The 18,505-nt window shown below is 41.5% G+C and carries 18 protein-coding genes; 8 read left to right on the forward strand and 10 right to left on the reverse strand.

The annotated features are described in order from the left end of the window. Window positions 1–8: 8 nt before the first annotated feature. The 4 genes from BN2425_RS15070 (at window position 9) to BN2425_RS15085 (ending at window position 7,211) form a co-directional block, all read left to right on the forward strand. On the forward strand, window positions 9–1,868 hold the full coding sequence (locus BN2425_RS15070; RefSeq protein WP_042461063.1) for a bifunctional homocysteine S-methyltransferase/methylenetetrahydrofolate reductase: 1,860 nt from the start codon (window positions 9–11) through the stop codon (window positions 1,866–1,868). Beyond that, window positions 1,846–5,295 carry a methionine synthase gene (metH, locus tag BN2425_RS15075; protein WP_042461066.1) on the forward strand — a complete coding sequence of 1,150 codons (3,450 nt, stop codon included), beginning with the start codon at window positions 1,846–1,848 and terminating at the stop codon, window positions 5,293–5,295. Before BN2425_RS15070 ends, metH begins: the two co-directional genes overlap by 23 nt. A 277-nt stretch (window positions 5,296–5,572) precedes the next feature. Beyond that, window positions 5,573–5,986 carry a MarR family winged helix-turn-helix transcriptional regulator gene (locus BN2425_RS15080; RefSeq protein WP_042461068.1) on the forward strand — a complete coding sequence of 138 codons (414 nt, stop codon included), beginning with the start codon at window positions 5,573–5,575 and terminating at the stop codon, window positions 5,984–5,986. 13 nt (window positions 5,987–5,999) lie between these two features. Beyond that, the gene (locus BN2425_RS15085; protein WP_042461069.1) at window positions 6,000–7,211 is read left to right on the forward strand and encodes an MFS transporter; all 1,212 of its coding nucleotides are present in this window, start codon (window positions 6,000–6,002) and stop codon (window positions 7,209–7,211) included. Between the two features lie 258 nt (window positions 7,212–7,469). Here the strand turns inward: BN2425_RS15085 and BN2425_RS15090 are convergent, their stop codons facing one another. From BN2425_RS15090 to pxpB, 3 genes are read right to left on the reverse strand one after another with little or no spacing between them, the layout of a single operon-like run. Further along, a complete protein-coding gene (locus BN2425_RS15090) occupies window positions 7,470–8,414 on the reverse strand; it encodes a 5-oxoprolinase subunit C family protein (RefSeq protein ID WP_042461071.1) in 945 nt (314 codons plus the stop codon). Further along, entirely contained in the window at window positions 8,411–9,178 is a 768-nt protein-coding gene (locus BN2425_RS15095; protein ID WP_042461073.1) for a LamB/YcsF family protein, read from the reverse strand. Before BN2425_RS15095 ends, BN2425_RS15090 begins: the two co-directional genes overlap by 4 nt. Continuing rightward, window positions 9,175–9,903, reverse strand: a complete 729-nt coding sequence (gene pxpB / locus BN2425_RS15100) for a 5-oxoprolinase subunit PxpB (RefSeq protein ID WP_042461076.1) — start codon at window positions 9,901–9,903, stop codon at window positions 9,175–9,177. Before pxpB ends, BN2425_RS15095 begins: the two co-directional genes overlap by 4 nt. A gap of 158 nt (window positions 9,904–10,061) precedes the next feature. On the opposite strand from pxpB, the gene BN2425_RS15105 reads away from it, so the two are divergent. Then, window positions 10,062–10,625, forward strand: a complete 564-nt coding sequence (locus BN2425_RS15105; protein WP_042461079.1) for an FAD-dependent oxidoreductase — start codon at window positions 10,062–10,064, stop codon at window positions 10,623–10,625. A 216-nt stretch (window positions 10,626–10,841) separates the two neighbouring features. Beyond that, complete coding sequence (locus tag BN2425_RS15110; protein WP_042461084.1) at window positions 10,842–12,374, forward strand: MDR family MFS transporter; 1,533 nt, start codon at window positions 10,842–10,844, stop codon at window positions 12,372–12,374. Between the two features lie 21 nt (window positions 12,375–12,395). Here BN2425_RS15110 and BN2425_RS15115 read toward each other — a convergent pair whose 3' ends face one another. The 6 genes from BN2425_RS15115 to BN2425_RS22560 form a co-directional block, all read right to left on the reverse strand. Continuing rightward, the gene (locus BN2425_RS15115; protein WP_042461087.1) at window positions 12,396–12,791 is read right to left on the reverse strand and encodes a hypothetical protein; all 396 of its coding nucleotides are present in this window, start codon (window positions 12,789–12,791) and stop codon (window positions 12,396–12,398) included. Window positions 12,792–12,823: 32 nt separating this feature from the next. Further along, complete coding sequence (locus BN2425_RS15120) at window positions 12,824–13,024, reverse strand: hypothetical protein (RefSeq protein ID WP_042461089.1); 201 nt, start codon at window positions 13,022–13,024, stop codon at window positions 12,824–12,826. 171 nt (window positions 13,025–13,195) lie between these two features. Further along, window positions 13,196–14,416, reverse strand: coding sequence for a helix-turn-helix domain-containing protein (locus tag BN2425_RS15125; RefSeq protein WP_042461095.1), 1,221 nt, complete (start codon window positions 14,414–14,416; stop codon window positions 13,196–13,198). A 239-nt stretch (window positions 14,417–14,655) separates the two neighbouring features. Next, complete coding sequence (locus BN2425_RS15130) at window positions 14,656–15,594, reverse strand: magnesium transporter CorA family protein (protein ID WP_042461097.1); 939 nt, start codon at window positions 15,592–15,594, stop codon at window positions 14,656–14,658. Between the two features lie 224 nt (window positions 15,595–15,818). After that, window positions 15,819–16,715 (reverse strand): cation diffusion facilitator family transporter, encoded by an 897-nt coding sequence (locus BN2425_RS15135; RefSeq protein ID WP_042461102.1) that lies wholly within the window; start codon window positions 16,713–16,715, stop codon window positions 15,819–15,821. 27 nt (window positions 16,716–16,742) lie between these two features. Further along, entirely contained in the window at window positions 16,743–16,886 is a 144-nt protein-coding gene (locus tag BN2425_RS22560; RefSeq protein WP_154663518.1) for a hypothetical protein, read from the reverse strand. A 93-nt stretch (window positions 16,887–16,979) separates the two neighbouring features. Here BN2425_RS22560 and BN2425_RS15140 point away from each other — a divergent pair, with 93 nt between their 5' ends. Next, complete coding sequence (locus tag BN2425_RS15140; protein ID WP_042461107.1) at window positions 16,980–17,189, forward strand: YozQ family protein; 210 nt, start codon at window positions 16,980–16,982, stop codon at window positions 17,187–17,189. Between the two features lie 70 nt (window positions 17,190–17,259). Here the strand turns inward: BN2425_RS15140 and BN2425_RS15145 are convergent, their stop codons facing one another. Continuing rightward, window positions 17,260–18,060, reverse strand: a complete 801-nt coding sequence (locus BN2425_RS15145) for a TraR/DksA C4-type zinc finger protein (protein WP_042461110.1) — start codon at window positions 18,058–18,060, stop codon at window positions 17,260–17,262. A gap of 238 nt (window positions 18,061–18,298) precedes the next feature. On the opposite strand from BN2425_RS15145, the gene BN2425_RS22565 reads away from it, so the two are divergent. Further along, the gene (locus BN2425_RS22565) at window positions 18,299–18,460 is read left to right on the forward strand and encodes a hypothetical protein (protein ID WP_154663519.1); all 162 of its coding nucleotides are present in this window, start codon (window positions 18,299–18,301) and stop codon (window positions 18,458–18,460) included. Window positions 18,461–18,505 lie beyond the last annotated feature (45 nt).

The raw sequence follows: 18,505 nt of genomic DNA on the forward strand, positions 1-18,505 counted from the left end.
AATAAATGATGAGCTTTCTTCAAAGGTTAAAAAGTCAAATCTTAATCGCCGATGGTGCCATGGGTACCCTGCTATATTCTTTTGGTGTGGATTCCTGTTCTGAAGAATTAAATTTGTCCCAGCCGGAGCAGATAGAAAACATTCACCGTGCCTATATTGACGCAGGGGCCGATGTGATTCAAACTCATACGTATGCCGCCAACTATTTAAAGCTGCAGCGTTATGGACTCGAGGACTCTGTAAAAGAGATCAACAGTGCCGCAGTCCAGCATGCCAAACAGGCCGCTAAACACAGAGCCTTTGTTCTCGGAACTATGGGGGGCAATCGCGGAGTAAAGCCTACCTCTATCTCAATAGAAGAAATAAAACGAAGCTTTCGGGAGCAGCTGTATTGTCTGCTCCTGGAGGGTGTGGATGGACTTCTTCTTGAAACATTTTATGACCTAGAAGAGCTTGAAGCAGTTCTCACTATTGCTAGAAAAGAGACCACTCTGCCAATTGTGGCTCAAGTTTCCCTGATGGAGCCGGGAATTTTGCAAAATCATACCCCGGTTAACACTGCTTTAAAACGGCTTGAGGAACTGGGGGCCGATGTAGTTGGTCTCAATTGTCGGTTGGGACCGCACCATATGCTGCAGGCTTTGGAACAAATTGAGCTCCCAAAACATGCCTTTCTTTCCGCATATCCCAATGCCAGTCTGCCAGCTTATACAGATGGTAAGTTCCATTATGAAGGAGATCCAAATTACTTTCGAAGTTCCGCTCTGGAATTTCGCCAGCAAGGAATCAGACTGCTTGGCGGATGCTGTGGAACGACCCCGGAGCATATCAAAGCATTTGCTTTACAATTAAAGAACAGCGTACCCGTTACGAAAAAAATAGTAAAGCAAACGGCAGCTGTAAAGGTTGAGCATCATGAACCAAAACGGGACTTTGTTCCCCTTCAGGAGATTGTAAAAGAAAGACCATCCGTTATTGTGGAATTGGACACACCTAGAAAGCTGGAAACCAGCAAATTTTTCGAGGGGGCCAAAGCTTTAAAGGATGCCGGAATCGATGCGATTACCATGGCAGACAACTCACTGGCCCAGGTGAGGATTTCAAATGAATCATTGGGATATTTAGTCAAAAGAGAATTGGGAATCAGGCCGCTTATTCATCTTTCCTGCCGCGACCGCAATATCATTGGTCTGCAATCCCATTTGATGGGGCTGCATACATTGGGGCTGCATGACGTTCTTGCAATCACCGGTGACCCGGCCCGAGTCGGCGATTTTCCAGGTGCATCCTCGGTATATGACGTGTCCTCATTTGAACTTATTCACATGATTAAACAATTAAATGAGGGCTTATCCTATTCAGGAAAGGACTTAGGACAAAAAACTGCCTTTAGCATCGCGGCCGCATTTAATCCAAATGTCCGCTCTGTGGAAAAAGCGGTAAAAAGGCTTGAGAAGAAAATCGAATATGGTGCAGATTATTTTATCTCCCAACCCGTCTATTCAGAGGAGAAATTAATCGAAGTCTATGAAAATACGAAACATTTAAAGGCTCCGATTTATATCGGTTTGATGCCACTGACAGGCAGCCGAAATGCTGAATTTCTTCATAATGAAGTACCGGGTATAAAAATCACCGATTCAATTAGAGACCGCATGGCTGAGTTAAAAGACAATCCGGTACAGGCCGCTCGCGAGGGAGTAGCCATTACCAAGTCTTTAATTGATACAGCACTTGATTTGTTCAATGGAATTTATTTAATTACACCATTTTTACGTTATGAGCTCACCGCTGAACTGGCCGTTTATGCTCGGCAGCGTGGGCATGAACGGAGGGGAAACAGCTATGTCGAAACCACCATTTATTGAACAGTTAAAAAAGCGAATTCTCGTCATGGATGGTGCGATGGGCACCATGTTACAACAAGCAGGGCTTACAGCTGAAGATTTTGGAGGAGAGGCCTTTGATGGGTGTAATGAAAACCTCAATTTAACTGTACCATCCGTTATTGCCAAGATTCACCGTGAATACTTGGAAGCGGGTGCCGATATTATCGAAACCAATACTTTTGGGGCTACCAGCATCGTTTTGGATGAATATCATCTTGGATATAAAGCCTTTGAGATTAATAAACAAGCTGCCTTACTTGCAGTGGGCGAAGCTGAAAAAATCTCAACCAAGGAATGGCCGCGATATGTGGCAGGTTCCATGGGACCGACGACCAAAACATTAAGTGTTACGGGTGGCACAACGTTTGATGCCCTCGCTGATGCATATGAGGAGCAGGCCCTTGGATTGATTGACGGCGGCGTTGATTTGTTGCTGCTCGAGACCAGCCAGGATATGTTAAATGTCAAAGCCGGTTTTACTGGAATTGAAAGGGCGTTTGAAAAAACCGGAAAAAAACTGCCGTTATTTATTTCCGGGACAATAGAACCAATGGGCACAACGCTCGCTGGTCAGTCCATTGAAGCCTTTTATATTTCCGTGCAGCATATGAATCCTGTCGCAGTAGGCCTGAACTGTGCCACAGGTCCGGAATTCATGCAGGATCACATCCGATCACTGGCCAATCTTTCTGGAACAGCCGTAAGTTGTTATCCCAATGCCGGTCTGCCAGATGAGGAAGGACATTACCATGAAACTCCGGAAACTCTGTCGAAAAAATTGGCTGATTTTGCTGCCCATGGCTGGCTGAATATTGTCGGCGGCTGCTGCGGTACCACACCAGCCCACATTCGGGCCATCAGTGAAGCGGTTAAACCCTTACCGCCAAGGGAATTTCATCATAAGTCCCTTCATATGGTCTCCGGTATCGAACCGTTCATTTACGATGACCCGACACTTCGGCCTATCATGGTCGGCGAACGGACCAATGTCATCGGCTCACGTAAATTTAAGCGTCTGATTGCCGAAGGAAAGTTCGAGGAAGCAGCTGAAATTGCAAGAGCCCAAGTAAAAGGCGGCGCCCACGTGATTGATATTTGCCTTGCCGACCCAGACCGCGATGAGCTTTCTGACATGGAGAATTTTATAAAAGAAGTTGTCAAAAAAGTTAAAGTACCGCTTGTCATTGATTCCACAGATGACAAAGTGATTGAAAAAGCACTTAAGTATTCACAAGGAAAAGCCATCATTAACTCAATTAATCTTGAAGACGGCGAAGACCGCTTTAAGGCAGTTGTGCCCCTCATCCATCGCTACGGTGCAGCTGTAGTTGTTGGAACCATTGATGAAAAAGGAATGGGCGTTACCGCTGAAAGGAAATTAGAGATTGCTAAACGTTCCCATGACCTTTTAGTGAATAGGTATGGTCTGAAACCAGAGGATTTAATTTTTGACCCTTTAGTGTTCCCGGTCGGCACAGGAGACGCACAATATATTGGCTCCGCACAGGCAACGGTCGATGGAATCCGCTTAATCAAAGCTCAACTCCCTGGGGTACAAACCATTTTGGGAATCAGCAATATCTCCTTTGGCCTGCCGCCGGTTGGCAGAGAAATATTGAACTCCGTATTTCTTTATCACTGTACACAGGCCGGACTCGACTATGCCATCGTAAACACAGAAAAGCTTGAGCGGTTTGCCTCCATTACGAAAGAAGAAATTGAACTGGCAGATAATCTTTTATTCAACACCACAGATGAAACTTTAGCAGTATTTACGGATTTTTATCGTGATAAAAAGAAAGAAGCAAAAGTGGCTGTTTTAAACTTAAGTCTTGAAGAGCGGCTGGCTTATTACGTTGTCGAAGGAACAAAGGAAGGCCTAATTCCTGATTTAGATCAGGCCCTCGCCTCCTACCCTGATCCGCTTGATATTATCAACGGACCGTTAATGGATGGAATGAAACAGGTCGGCGTTCTTTTTAATGACAACCAGCTGATTGTCGCTGAGGTTCTGCAAAGTGCTGAAGTAATGAAGACGGCTGTTTCTTATTTGGAGCCTCACATGGAAAAAGGCGATTCCGCTTCCGTCAAAGGGAAAATCCTGCTGGCGACGGTTAAGGGAGATGTTCATGACATCGGAAAGAACCTTGTTGACATCATCCTTAGTAACAATGGCTATCAAGTTCATGACCTTGGGATTAAAGTGACTTCTGCAGAATTAATCAAGGCCATTCGCGAAGAACAACCCGATATGATTGGATTATCAGGACTGCTAGTCAAATCTGCCCAACAAATGCTATTGACGGCACAGGATATGAAAGAAGCCGGTATTTCTCTGCCCATTTTGGTGGGTGGTGCAGCCCTTTCGCGGAAATTTACCGATACGAAGATTGCCAAAGAATATGATGGACTCGTGCTTTATGCCAAGGATGCAATGGCAGGCTTGGCGCTTGCCAATCAGCTGCAATACCCTGAAGAACAGCAAAAGCTGCTACAGGAAAAGCAAGAAAAACTGGCTGCGGCAGAAATTCCAAGGGATTTGCCAATCCGTGCTTCTGGCTCCGTAGCAGTGAAGGTAAAACCAGCTGTTTCCACTACAGTGCCTGTGTTTGTTCCAAAGGACACGAAACGGCATGTATTAACATCGTATACGCTGGCGCATATTGAGCCCTATATCAATATGCAAATGCTGCTGGGACATCACCTTGGCGTAAAAGGGAAAATCGCTAAGCTAATAGCAGAAAAGGATGAGAAGGTACTTAAGGTCAAAGAAGTCGTTGACCAGTTAATTGCGGAAGCCAGTGCGAACCAGTGGATTACACCGAAAGCTGTCTATCAGTTTTTCCCTGCCCAATCGGATGGTAATAAAGTTTATATTTATGATTCGGAAAATCCTGGTCAAGTGTTGGAAACGTTTGAGTTCCCACGACAAGAATCGGAACCAAATCTTTGTTTGGCGGATTATTTAAAATCTGTTGACAGTGGTGAGATGGATTATGTCGGCTTCTTTACCGTAACTGCTGGCCGGGGAATCCGGGAACAAGCGGACGAATTTAAAAGGCAAGGAAGATTTTTGGAAAGCCATGCACTTCAAGCCTTGGCCCTTGAGAGTGCCGAAGGCTTTGCCGAGTTAATCCACCGCCAAATGCGTGATCGCTGGGGCTTCCCGGACCCAACTGATTTTTCCATGCAGGAACGGTTTGCCGCTCACTATCAAGGTCAGCGTTTTTCTTTCGGATACCCTGCTTGTCCTAACTTAGAGGACCAACAGAAGCTATTTAAGCTGCTTGTGCCTGAGGAAATCGGAGTACAATTGACAGAAGGCTATATGATGGAGCCGGAGGCTTCTGTATCCGCCATGGTGTTTGCCCATCCAGAGGCAAGATATTTTAACGTTTTGAGATAGTTTTCTATTCAAGCCGTGAGTTTTCACGGCCTTTTTGCATTTTTGCAAACATTCATATTTGGATGTTTACGCCCTCACTTTTCTCTTAAACAACCTATTTTTGAGCTTACAACCTATTTCTTTTGAACTTACGACCTTTACTTTACTTTTATTGGAAAACAAAATTAACCATCCTTCGTTTAACGGTCTACCTTCAACATATGTGAACATTCCTTGACAATTTTCCTTATTCGCCTTATAGTTACCTAGGTAATTAATTTCAAATTGGAGAAATAATATGATAAGCCACGAAATATTTCATACTCTTCACCAGCTTTCCCGCCATCTCACCAATAAACAGAATGAAGCCCTAAAACCAGCTGGTTTGTACAGCTCTCAGTGGGCCGTTATTTATGTTTTAAAGCAGAAAGGTTCTCTAACCCAAAAACAGCTTTGTGATTACCTTTCGGTGGAAGCACCGCCTATGACCCGGACCATACAGAGGCTCGTGAAACAAGGCTATGTGAAACAACTTCCCGGCCAGGATAAGCGAGAGAAACATGTGCAATTAACGGATGAGGCTCTTTCCCAATATTCAAATTGGGAGAAAATAGTGTCAGATGTGAATAACGGGCTTTTAAGTCAGTTTCCCGAATCCTCCCAAAAAGAACTGTTTCATCTGCAAAAAACTTGGTTAAAACAACTAGTGTAAAGGAGTGCATCGAATGAATAAACCAAAATTATGGACGAAAGATTTTATCAGCATCTCAGCAAGTAACTTTTTTGTATTCTTAACATTTTATATTTTGTTGGTAACCCTTCCGAGCTATGCATTGGATGACTTACATGCCAGCGCTTCTCAAGCGGGCTTAATGACCACCATCTTTCTTTTGTCTGCAATTATTTCCCGTCCTTTAGCCGGGCAATGGCTCGAACGTGCAGGCAATAAAAAAGTACTTATGACGGCGTTAATACTTTTTGCAGTCGCAGCGCCTCTATATTTTGTTCCAGATGGAATGGTTGGATTTCTGCTGATTCGCTTGCTTCATGGTGTGGGTTTCGGCATGGCAACCACAGCTGTTGGAGCAATTGTCGCTGACATCATACCTTCCTCTCGCAGAGGTGAAGGCATGGGTTATTTTGTATTGTCCACCAACCTGGCAATGGTTTTAGGACCCTTTGTAGGCCTTATGACCATCCAGCAATGGGGAGCCCAAACTGTATTTGCACTATGCGTAGTCGTAGCAGTAGCTGGCATGTTGACTGGTTTAAGCGTCAAAGTTCCAAAATCTGAAGCAGCGAACCAAATTGAGGTTCTTTCCACTTTTTCATTTCGTGGACTATTCGAAGCATCAGCTGTTCCTATCGCAATTGTCGGAAGCTTTTTTGCGATTGTATATTCAGCGTTGCTTTCGTTCGTCTCCATTTATGCGATTGAGATACATGTAGAGCAGGTTTCGAGCCTATTTTTTGTTGTTTATGCCGTCATACTGTTGATGTCGCGTCCATTCACCGGTAAATGGCTGGATAAGTATGGTCCTAACGTAATCAGCTATCCATGCATTGTTTTGTTTGCTGTTGGGATGCTGCTGTTAAGTAAGAGCACCGGCCCTGTCATGTTTTTAGTCTCTGCCGGATTAATCGGCTTAGGCTGGGGAACCTTATTCCCAACCTTCCAAACTATCGCAATCCAATATGCGGAACCTAGGAAAAGAGGTTTAGCAACAGCTACCTTTTTATCTATTTATGACATTGGGGTCGCTTTAGGTTCCTTTTTAGTCGGGTTAATTGCTGCTAAAATGAGTTATAGCTCAATGTTTTTCTTATCTGCATTTTATGTACTCGTTGGAGTCATCTTATTTTTCTATTTGCACACAAGAAAAAAAGCCGTTTCTGGCAAATCAGAGCAGCATTCTTCAAAAATGCAAGAAATTTAAATTAGTCCTTTCCATCTCCTCCAAATCGTTTATAATGAGTTGTAAACCATATTGGAGGAGTGATTTTACAATGGCTAAATCTAAAGCCAGAAAGCTTCGTAACAAACTTGCACGTGAAGGCAAAATGAACCCAGATATAAAAAGAAGTCCTTTTGTTTTCTCAGATATGCGGACCAGGATAACAAAAAACAAAAAGGATCATTTATACCGGCAAAAACACAAGAACCACCATATCCAAAATGGAAATGATGGTTCTTTTTATTTTGCAGCAATAATGAATTGTTTAATTAAGTTTTGCTTTTTCAGATATAGTTCATGCGCTTCTTCAACAGAAATGGAAGAAAAGCGGATAACAGAGGTTGGCCCCGCTTGGGCAAGTAAGGGAATGTCCGTCGAAATGACGGTGCCAATTCTTGCATAACCACCTGTCGTTTGCCGGTCTGACATCAAGATAATCGGCTGGCCGCTTGCAGGCACTTGGATGCCTCCTAGTGGGGTTGGGTCTGATATGATGTCCGGTCCAGCTACATGTTCGATTCTCGGTCCTTCCAGCTGATATCCCATTCGATTTGATTTTGTGGTTACCACAAACTCTTCGTTATAAAAACAATGGATGCCCTGCTTCGTAAACATACTCTGATGCGGTCCAGGTATTACTCTTAGATTCAAATGATTTCCCCAATTTGGAATTAATTCAGTATGGAGGCCTTTAAGCGGCTTTCTAATCAGTGGATGTCCATAAACGATATCATCCTTTTTTAACGACCTCCCCGAGAACCCGCCGAATTTGCCATTTAAAAACGTTGACTTGCTATTCAATATCTTTGGGACATCAATCCCGCCAGCTATCGCCATATATGCTCTTGCTCCCTTTTTACAGGAACCGAAGGCAAGAGTTTGCCCCTTTTTTAACAAAAAGCTTTTCCACATTGGAGTCGTATTTCCATCAACGGTCAAAGAAAATTCCCCGCCGCAGATACTGACCACCATATCACTTTTCGCGACCAAATCCGGTCCTAAAAAAGCAGTCTCAAGCACTGCTTCAACAGGGTCATTTCCTACAAGAATATTGGCTATCTTCATTGAATAGGGGTCCATCGCTCCTGAAGGGCTGATGCCATATTGCTGATAGCCAAATCTGCCCAAATCTTGGACGGTCGTTTGCAGCCCTGGTTTGGTTACTGCAAAAAGCGGCTGCTTCATAGGTCTGTCCAGCTTCTTCTAAGAGTTATATTTTCATGTAAAAATTCTTGTCTCATTTGTTTCACGAATTCAAGTGCCTGCGGTCCGTCGCCATGGACACAAATGGTATCAGCTTTAATAGCGATGTCTGTACCATCGACCGCTTCCACTTTCCCTTCACGAATCATCCGGATTACTCTTTGGATTGCCTGTGCCGGATCGTGAATCATTGCATTCTTTTCCTTTCTGGATGTGAGCGTACCATCCGACTGATAGGTACGGTCGGCAAACACTTCTTCTGCAACTATGAGTCCGCTGTCCCGTCCTGCCTTTACTAGTTCGCTGCCTGCTAATCCATAAAGAACCAAAGAGCTATCTGTGTCTTGGACCGCTTGCGCAATCGCTTCTGCAATTACACGGTCTTTTGCAGCCATATTATACAATGCCCCATGTGGTTTTAGATGGGAAAGGCTCACGCCATTCGCTCTGCAGACAGCACCAAGGGCTCCAATTTGATAGACCACCGAATGATAGATTTCCCGAGGGGCGAGATACATTTCCCGCCTGCCAAATCCCGCAAGATCCGGATATCCGGGATGTGCGCCAATTTTTACTCCCGCTTTCTTAGCAAGCCTGACGGTTTCAAACATTACATTATGGTCGCCCGCATGATAGCCGCAAGCAACATTGGCACTGGAAATATGCGCCAACACCTCTTGATCATTGCCAATTTTATATGCTCCAAAGCTCTCCCCTAAATCACTATTTAAATCAATTACTGTCATCTTGCTTCCATCCTTTTATATGTTGTAACAGTGTACTTTTGTTCATCTGCTAACTGTTTGATTCTGTGAAACTCTGCCTCATCTATTGGGCAAAATTTAAGATAGTTCCCTGCCTCAAGCAGAACCGGGGGTGAATCTTCAATATCAAATAATTTAACTGGTGTTCTTCCAATAATTCTCCAGCCAGAAGGCACCTCTGACGGATAGATGCCTGTTTGATTTCCTCCAATCCCAACGGAACCCGGCAACACACTGGGTCTCGGATGCGGGAGTCTCGGGACGGCAAGCTGATTAGGCAATCCTCCTAGATACGGAAACCCCGGGACAAATCCCATCATGTAGATTAAATAGACCTGGCTGGAGTGAAGGCGGATTACTTCCTCCTCACTAACTCCGGTGGAATCGGCGATAAAAGAAAAATCCGGACCCGCTTCACCACCATAATAAACAGGTATTTCATAAACGGTGGAATTGAATGGCTCTACTTTATTTGTTCGTTCGTACAATGTGTTTAGCTCGGTAATTAAATCGGAGTAACTGATTATGTCAGGCTGATAATAAATCGCAACATTCGTATAGGATGGCACCCATTCGATAATGCCATTAATCGGTTTATCCTTAAGCTGTGAAGTAAACTGTTGGATTTCCCGATGGATGTCTTCGCTAATTATATTTCCAAACTTTATTCTTATTCCCATATCTCCGAGCGGTTCTATCTGCATCATTTGCATCACCTATTCTAAACGTAAATCGGAAAGGGGAAGATTTCAACCCTTTTCGTACTTCGGCTTTCAAAAAGTTTGAAATAAGCAAATAATTTTACAATCTCCCACTTGAAGACGATAATAGTACTGTTAAACATTTATAATTGGAGGTAATCAGCATGTATGATGTAGTAATTGTTGGTGCCGGACCCGCTGGTGCAAGTGCAGCTATTTTTACGGCCAAGGCTGGAAAACAAACATTAGTTATCGATAATGACAAAAGCGTGACCAAACGCGCGTGGATTGAAAACCATTATGGAGTTAAAGAAGTCACTGGTCCTGATCTTGTTCAGACTGGCAAAGATCAAGCTGCAAAATTTGGCGCAGAATTTGCCCAAGCTACTGTAACCAATATCAGCAAAACTGAAAGCGGATTAAAAGTGGAAACCGATCAATCAACTTATGAGGCAAAACATGTAGTAATTGCTACTGGTATGTTGGCTGATTTGGCTGAAAAGGCTGGATTAAATACGAAACTTGGCACTGAGCCAAGAGTGAAAACGATTCTTGATGTGGACACTAATGGTAAGACGAATATTGAAGGCATTTGGGCAGCTGGAACCATTGCAGGGGTCAGCATGCATACCATCATTACTGCCGGTGACGGTGCAAAGGTTGCCATTAACCTGATCAGTGAATTGAATGGCGAGCGTTATGTTGACCATGATATTCTTAAAGCATAGTTTATAAAAAGTCCAAATTAACAAACGCATGAAAAATGGGCCCAGGAACGGGTCCATTTTTTTCTGCATTTATACATCATTTTCGAAACTATCACAGGTTCAACATAGTTTACTCTATCTACAGTTTCCTCCTCCCAAATGTTCCGATTGACAATTTTTGGTTTCTACAATTAAAATGAATGAGCCTAGTAAAGTATTTTAAAAAGGGGGTTGTTTATGACAAAAGAAACACGCCTTAAACCTGTAGTTACAGGATTGTTATTAGCTATTTTAATGTCAGCCATGGACAATACAATCGTCGCTACGGCCATGCCGACGATTGTTGCTGACTTAGGGGGGTTTGATAAGTTTATTTGGGTAACCTCCGCCTACATGGTGGCCGTTATGGCCGGAATGCCGATTTTCGGCAAGTTGTCAGATATGTACGGCCGGAAACGCTTTTTCATTTTTGGATTAGTTGTCTTTCTTGCTGGCTCTGCCCTATGTGGAATTGCTCAAACAATCGTTCAGTTGAGCATTTTTCGAGCAATACAAGGAATTGGCGGAGGTGCACTCATGCCTATTGCTTTTACAATCGTTTTTGACGTTTTCCCTCCTGAAAGTCGTGGAAAAATGACAGGGCTTTTGGGAGCTGTATTCGGTTCTTCCAGTATTTTAGGGCCGCTGCTTGGTGCCTATATTACGGACTATATTAGCTGGCACTGGATTTTTTACGTGAATGTCCCAATTGGGATTGTCTCGATTTTGTTAATTGTCCGTTATTATTTTGAGTCAATGGAGCATTCAAAGCAGAAAATTGACTGGCTGGGGGCGGCCACACTGGTCATCTCGGTCGTCAGTCTTATGTTTGCACTGGAGCTTGGTGGAAAAGAATACGACTGGAATTCTGTTCAAATTATTAGTCTGTTCTCGAGCTTTGCCGTCTTTTTCATCTGTTTCTTTGCAACTGAGTTAAGGGCTGCCGAACCTATTCTGCCGCTTTGGCTGTTTAAAAAGCGGTTGTTTGCCACCTCACAAGTGCTAGCCTTTTTATACGGCGGCACGTTCATTATTCTTACGGTCTTCATTCCAATATTTGTTCAGGCGGTTTACGGAGGAACAGCCAAGAATTCAGGTTTAATTCTGACACCAATGATGCTTGGTTCCGTTGCTGGCAGCTCTATCGGTGGGATTTTTATGACAAAAACCTCCTACCGCAATCTTATGGGTATCTCATTCGTTTCCTATGTTATTGGGATGTACCTGCTTGGAACAATGGATGCTGAAACCGCACGTTGGCTGCTTACACTTTATATGATTTTGGTTGGGTTTGGAGTAGGTTTTTCCTTTTCCCTGCTGCCAACGGCATCGCTTCACGATTTGGAACCGCAATTCCGTGGTACCGCCAATTCGACTAACTCGTTTCTCCGTTCGTTTGGCATGACCTTGGGAGTAACCATTTTTGGGGCAATACAGGGAAATCGATTTACAGCTGGTTTACAAGAAGCCTTTAAAGGAATGCAAGGTGGTGGGAATTTTACTGCCGCTGACCCAAGAGAAATTTTCCAGGCCGATGAACGGTCGAAGATACCTGACTTTGTTTTGGATAAAGTGGTTCACGCACTTTCAGATTCCATAACTTACACTTTTATGCTTACGCTCATTCCAATTGCCTTAATCGTAATAACGGTCTTCTTGATGGGCAATGCACGTGTCCCAATTATCCAAAAACCAGACGGTCAACATAAATCAAGCACTGGAATCCATTGAGGACCAGTGCTTTTTTGTACATTAAACCTTGATGTCATTTCCGGCTTCAGCAATATGAAAAATCAGATGGGCCAAATGGTGAATTGGTCCATATTCCTCGTCTTCCTCTTCTGTTTCCTCGGCATAATCAAGGTCTTGTAAAAATAATGCCATAAATTCATAAAAATCGCTTAGTTGAAAGGCATAACAGCCAACTGGGTCCTCATTGCCTTCTTCATAATGAAGGATCATATAAGAAATGGCCCCATCCTTATCTGCACCATCAAAAAAAACAAATAAGCCAATATTTGTATCGAGCTCAAATAAATGTCTTGTCCCGCCTTCTGATGCTCTTTCGAAATCCTCTTCATTTAATTTTTGGACCTGCATCGTGTCAACATTGTCTTCTTGATGGAAACTTACTACGAATGATTGCATCTTATCCTCCTTAATCCATTGCGATAATAATGTTAATCTTCCCTATAGAACGTAAAATCATTTTTCATTTCCTTAGAATCTTCCTGGTAGTGTTCGTTTAAATAGGGATTTTCCGTGGTGGCAAAGCTAACGGACAGCAGGCTCATTTCCGGATCGAGTCCGTATAGTCCTTTTTCCATTTTATCCGCCAATTCGCCGCTTTGAAATTGCGGCTCCCTCTCCTTCTTAGTCAACTCATCACCCCATTTATGACTTATTATGCACAAAAAAACTCTGACATAAGTCAGAGTTTTTTTATCATACTGGAGGAAGAATTGGAACATTTGCACCTTTAGTTGCTACAAATAGTGCAACAACAGCAATCGTATATAAAATGACCGCAAACTTTTTCATTAGGTAACCTCCTATGTAATTTTATGTAAATATTTAACTGCAGCATGAGCCATTCCCTTTTGGGCGTAATGCTCTGCTAGCATTTTATAAAATTTAATTAAATAATCCTTATATTCCTTAACTTCTTCAAAGTAAGGAATTACTTTTAATTCTAAATACCTTATAGCCTTGTCTTGTGAATTAACATTTAGCAAATAAAATTCGGACAGTAAATAAAATTTTCTTACCTTAAGTTCCTTTGAAAGTAAATGAACTTGTTGAAAACAGGCTATAGCCTTATCTAATTTTTCATTAAAATAATGTAGTTCTCCGATGGAGTAAAGTGTAGCAACATAATGCTCGTTTACTTCACTCTGTAATGAAATACTCTTTTCGAAGTAGTACAGCGCTTCCTTGTAATGATTTAATTTACTTTGGAGATGTCCCATATTATTATAAATTTGCGGAAGCAATCTTTCTTCCTTCAATATTTCAGCATTGCGAATCAAATGCCTGTAACATTCCAATGCTTCTTCATAGATATTCGAATGCGTATAGCTAATGCCGAGAAGCATCAAAGTATGAAGAATCCTGATAAAGTTATATTGATTAGAGTAAATCTCTAATGCCATTTTGCCAAAGTGAATTGCATGCCCTGATTGATCAAGGGATACTTTCACCAATGCTCGGTGATAAAGGAATTCTCCACTTAATGACTCATAATGAGAATCACTATAAAGGCTTTCCAGTATTTCATCTGCTTCCTTATAATGGTTCCTCAATATTAAACATACAGCATTATAATAATGAAATAAATACTCTTCATGTTGGGAAAAATTTTTCTTTTGTTTATATAATAGGTCCTTTTGTGCTTCTGCTTCCGTTAGAAATCCTTTGAATAACAAATACCTATATTTATATAATTCATATGTATAGATATATTTTGAGAACGGAATAATATGCTCCATTTCTTGAAGTTTATGATAAATTTCGTCTATTTCGTTGATCAAGAAATAATTGAGCTTTTCATTAAACAGTCCCAAGAGAGACTGAATCTCTCCCTCTTTTTCTTCTATCTCTTCTAAGCTTACATTCAGCCTGTCAAGCAGCAGACCAATCGTATCCTTATTGGCTTCTTTCGAATTATTCTCAATTTTGCTTAAGTGCGGAACCGAACAAATCCCTTTAGCAAGCTCCGCTTGTGTAATTCCCTTTTGTGTACGATAGTATTTGATCAGGGCTCCAAATTCCATGATTACCACCAAGCTTGCCTTTCTATTTTTTTACTTAATTTTACTACAAAAAGGAATTAAATACACTGATTATTTTTAAAATAATGAATACTGCCATGCCGTTGGTCCATATTGGGAAAATTTTTATGCATTAGTGGTTTGGTCAAATATATTAGCTGCTTTTTTTAAAAAATGAGAAAAAAATACGATTGAAATCTACTATTTTATAAAAAAAGCCAGCCTATATTAGACTGGGAAGTTTAAAAATATTTCTTTTTCCAAAATACAAACCCTGTGATTGAGGATAATACCAAACAAATCAGCAAGGCAATCAAGAATGCGTGTGGACTATGTTGGAAAGGCAGCTCCACATTCATTCCATATAAACTAAATACCATGGTCGGGAATGATAGAATAATAGTTATGGAGGTTAAGAATTTCATCACTATGTTCAAGTTATTGGAAACAATTGATGCGAAAGCATTCATCATTCCAGTTAAAATAGTGTGATAGGTTTCAGCCATTTCAATCGCCTGGGTTTTTTCAATGATGACATCCTCTAATAAATCCTTGTCTTCCTCATACATCTTTAAATAATTGAATCGTAAAATTTTATCCAGAACCACTTTATTTGATTTTAATGAGGTGGTAAAGTAGACCAAACTCTTTTCTAAAGACAGAAAAGCGTATAGTTCTTTATTTTTCAATGATTGGTGGACAACTCGTTCAATTTCATTGGTTTTCTTGTTAATTTGCTTCAGATATCGTAGGTAGTACGAAGAGATAACAAAGAGAAGCTGCAATGCAAAACGCGTCTTTTTAAATGTATAAAATTCTTTTACACGATTTTTTCTAAATTCATCTATGATTGGTGAATCCTTTAAGGATACAGTTATAACGTTATCATCGGTCAAAATAATTCCAATTGGAATCGTTTCATATACTTCAAGCCCATTCTCATCATGGACGATATAAGGAAAGTCTACGATAATATAAATTCTTCCCTCATCACGTTCAATCCTTGGACGTTCTTCATCGTCCAGTGCGTCTTTAATTATGTCGATGTCGACTTGGGCATCCGTTGATACCCGGGCAATTTCTTCTACTGTCGGTGCAAACATGTTCACCCAGCAGCCTTTTGAAATAACATCTACTTTTTCCAAAACCCTAGTTTCGGTACTTTTGAAAATTTCCAGCATAGAAAAACCTCCTCACTTACTTTGGTTGAGGAAGCCAATTACCTCTTAGAGTTGATATTATTGTTGAAACCAAATCCATCAATTGAAAGAAACTATTGACTTCCCCTTGACTGCCGGGGTCCGGGTCTATAGAGTAACTCAACAATATCAACTCCTTTGCATTTATATATCCATACCTATCATAAACCCTTATTTCTGAAAGTACAAACCAGTTTTTTTGGAAATTATTTTTCTTCAGGGAAATAAGGGTTTAAATGGATTAATACTTCACGAATATTGTCGTGCTGATCCATAAGATTTCGCTTGATGGTCCGCGCAAGATCATGTCCTTGCTTAATAGTTTTAAAATGGTCAATGGAAATTCGTAAATCAACGAGAATATAATGTCCATGTTCCCTTGCCCTAATTCGGTCAATTCGTTTGACCTCAGGAAATTCGTTTATAACAGCAATATATTCTTGAATCGTCTCCGTGTTAATATTCCGTTCCAATAAAATATCAAAAGCCTCGGTCAACATTTCTTTTGAAATTTTAAAAATCAGGTAGGCAACAAAAATGCTTGCCGCTTTATCGCCATAAAGCAAAATGGGAATATCCAACCTTGCGCCGATAATCGATAAGATCACCCCGATGCCGGCGGCGATAGAGGCGACGATATCTGCTTTATGGTCAAAGGCAATGGCTTCAATCGCCTTACTTTTGTTTTGCTCGGCAACCTTTAATGAACTGCGGTATAAAATTACCTTTGCTGCAAAAGAAAATACCGCCACCCACACGGCGAGGATGTTCGGTGATTCCGCTTCGTGAAAAAGTCCAGCCAATCCCTCATATACAACATAGATGGAAACTAAGAAAAGCAAAATTCCTACAATCTCTGAAACAATGACTTCCGCCTTGCCGTGTCCATAAGGATGTTCTTTGTCTGCAGGCTTATTGGCAATTTTAATGACCAAAAGAACAATGACCGATGCAAACACATCGGCCGCTGAGTGTATTCCATCTGCAAATACCGCATCACTATTCCCATACCAGCCAATAATAATTTTCCCTAAGGTAAGAATGATGTTGCTGATGACGCTAATCCAGGCAATCTTTTTTGCCAGTGCTTCTCTTGTCCCCATATAGACCACCTTTGCGTTAAAACTCCCTTATTCTTCATTCCCTTGTTTTTCCTCTTTTATCCGCTCCACTTCTTCAGTTACAGAGATTTGATTGATTTGATCATGAAGGTAATGGAAGGCTTGGTCTAATTGCTTACGGCTCGGAAAGTTGTTTTTACGATTACGATTCATTTCGTTTCTCAACCTTTCAGTGAAATTTTTTGTGAGTAATCCTCATGAAAATAGACAACAATAGCCTTGAATCAATTTATAAAAGGAGTGGTCATGTTGTCAAAAAAAAATCAGAGTGACAGTACAGAACTTGCTGGCCGTGTTTTCCATGAAGAAGATTACCAAAAAAGTGATACTTTGTCATCCGGCTTAGCTACTACACATGAACAAGCCATGGACGCTTATATGGAAGGCGAAATTGGCGGTGTTATGGAAGATGTAGCAGGCAAAGATATCCCTCTTGGGAAGGACGATGCCGAGTAAGTTCGGACTTCCACGAGAAGAAATTAGAGAAAACAGCTTTCCAAAGTGAAAGCTGTTTTCATTTATTAATTCAAGGTCTTTGGTCTACCCTTTCAGGATCATGGGGCTCTATATAGTTGTCGGTCTCTTCCACATATGGGTCATGTTCAAAAGCAGGCAGGTCACCGAATGTGGTCATGATTCCTTCTTCATCAAGTGCCTCTTCATATCGTTCATGCTGCGGATTTGGATAAACAGTAATATTTTCTCCATACATGTCGTTCCCGACAAAGTTTTCAAAGTCTTCTACATAGCCTTCGCTTTCTTCTGCCTCCGTCGAGACATCATTGTAATGATCTTTTGTATAAAAAAAGTCAGAAGGCGATTCACTTGTACCCCACTGCGACACGACCTGCCAAGCATCCTCAGCATCGAAGGCGACATTTTCATCCTGTTCGTCCATATCAAACTTACCAAACGGGGGCATTAGCACTCCTTCTTCTAGCGGACGTTCACGAGAAATAACTTTGTCAGGGCTGTGTTCGATACAGTGAGTGGTGTTTGGGATGACTTGCAGCCGTTCTAATGGAATGTCTTTTCCGCAAACAGCACATTGCCCGTATGTCCCATTTTCCATTGCCGTCAAAGCACGGTCGATGTTCTTTAACTGCAATTCATAATGTTCCTTTAAAGCGATATCCTTTTCCCGCTCATATAGGTCTGTTCCTTCGTCAGCCGGGTGATTATCATAACTTGATAATTCCCCCATCGATTCATGATAATGTCCTCTTTCAAGACCAAGATAGTCGTTCTGGTCAAGTCGGTCGTTTATATCACTTTTTTCTTGCAATAATTGTATTCGCAAGTCAGCTAACTGCTCTGTCGTTAACATTTTACATACCCCTTTCATTTAGAAAAGTGCGGTTGATTATCATGTCTGTTTGGTTACAAGCTCTTTTATATTGTCATTGTTTTTCCGGTTGAATATGTAATAAAGTGTCACTTCAGGATATGGGAGTTTTTCCCGTGACTTCAAACTAAATGCCATAATTAACCTCTCCCATTCTGAATAAGTTAAGATTGTCCGTGTATCTTAAAAATAGAACACAGAAAGAAATGAGGGGATCTCTATGGTAAACGAAAACTTTAATAAGTTTAGAAAAGTTCAACATAAGCACGAATCAGCCTATTTGGGAACAGATCGTGAGCAACAGCCTGGTTTGAATGATAGAGACTATAACAACCAAAGTAACACGGATAAATCAATTGGTGCCGCTGGAAGGGACCTGTAGAGGTATAAGGGTTGGGGCAAGCCTCAACCTTTTTTAATGACAAAG

It is taken from the genome of Neobacillus dielmonensis (assembly GCF_000612665.1).
GTDB classification, from domain to species: Bacteria; Bacillota; Bacilli; order Bacillales; family Cytobacillaceae; genus Neobacillus; species Neobacillus dielmonensis.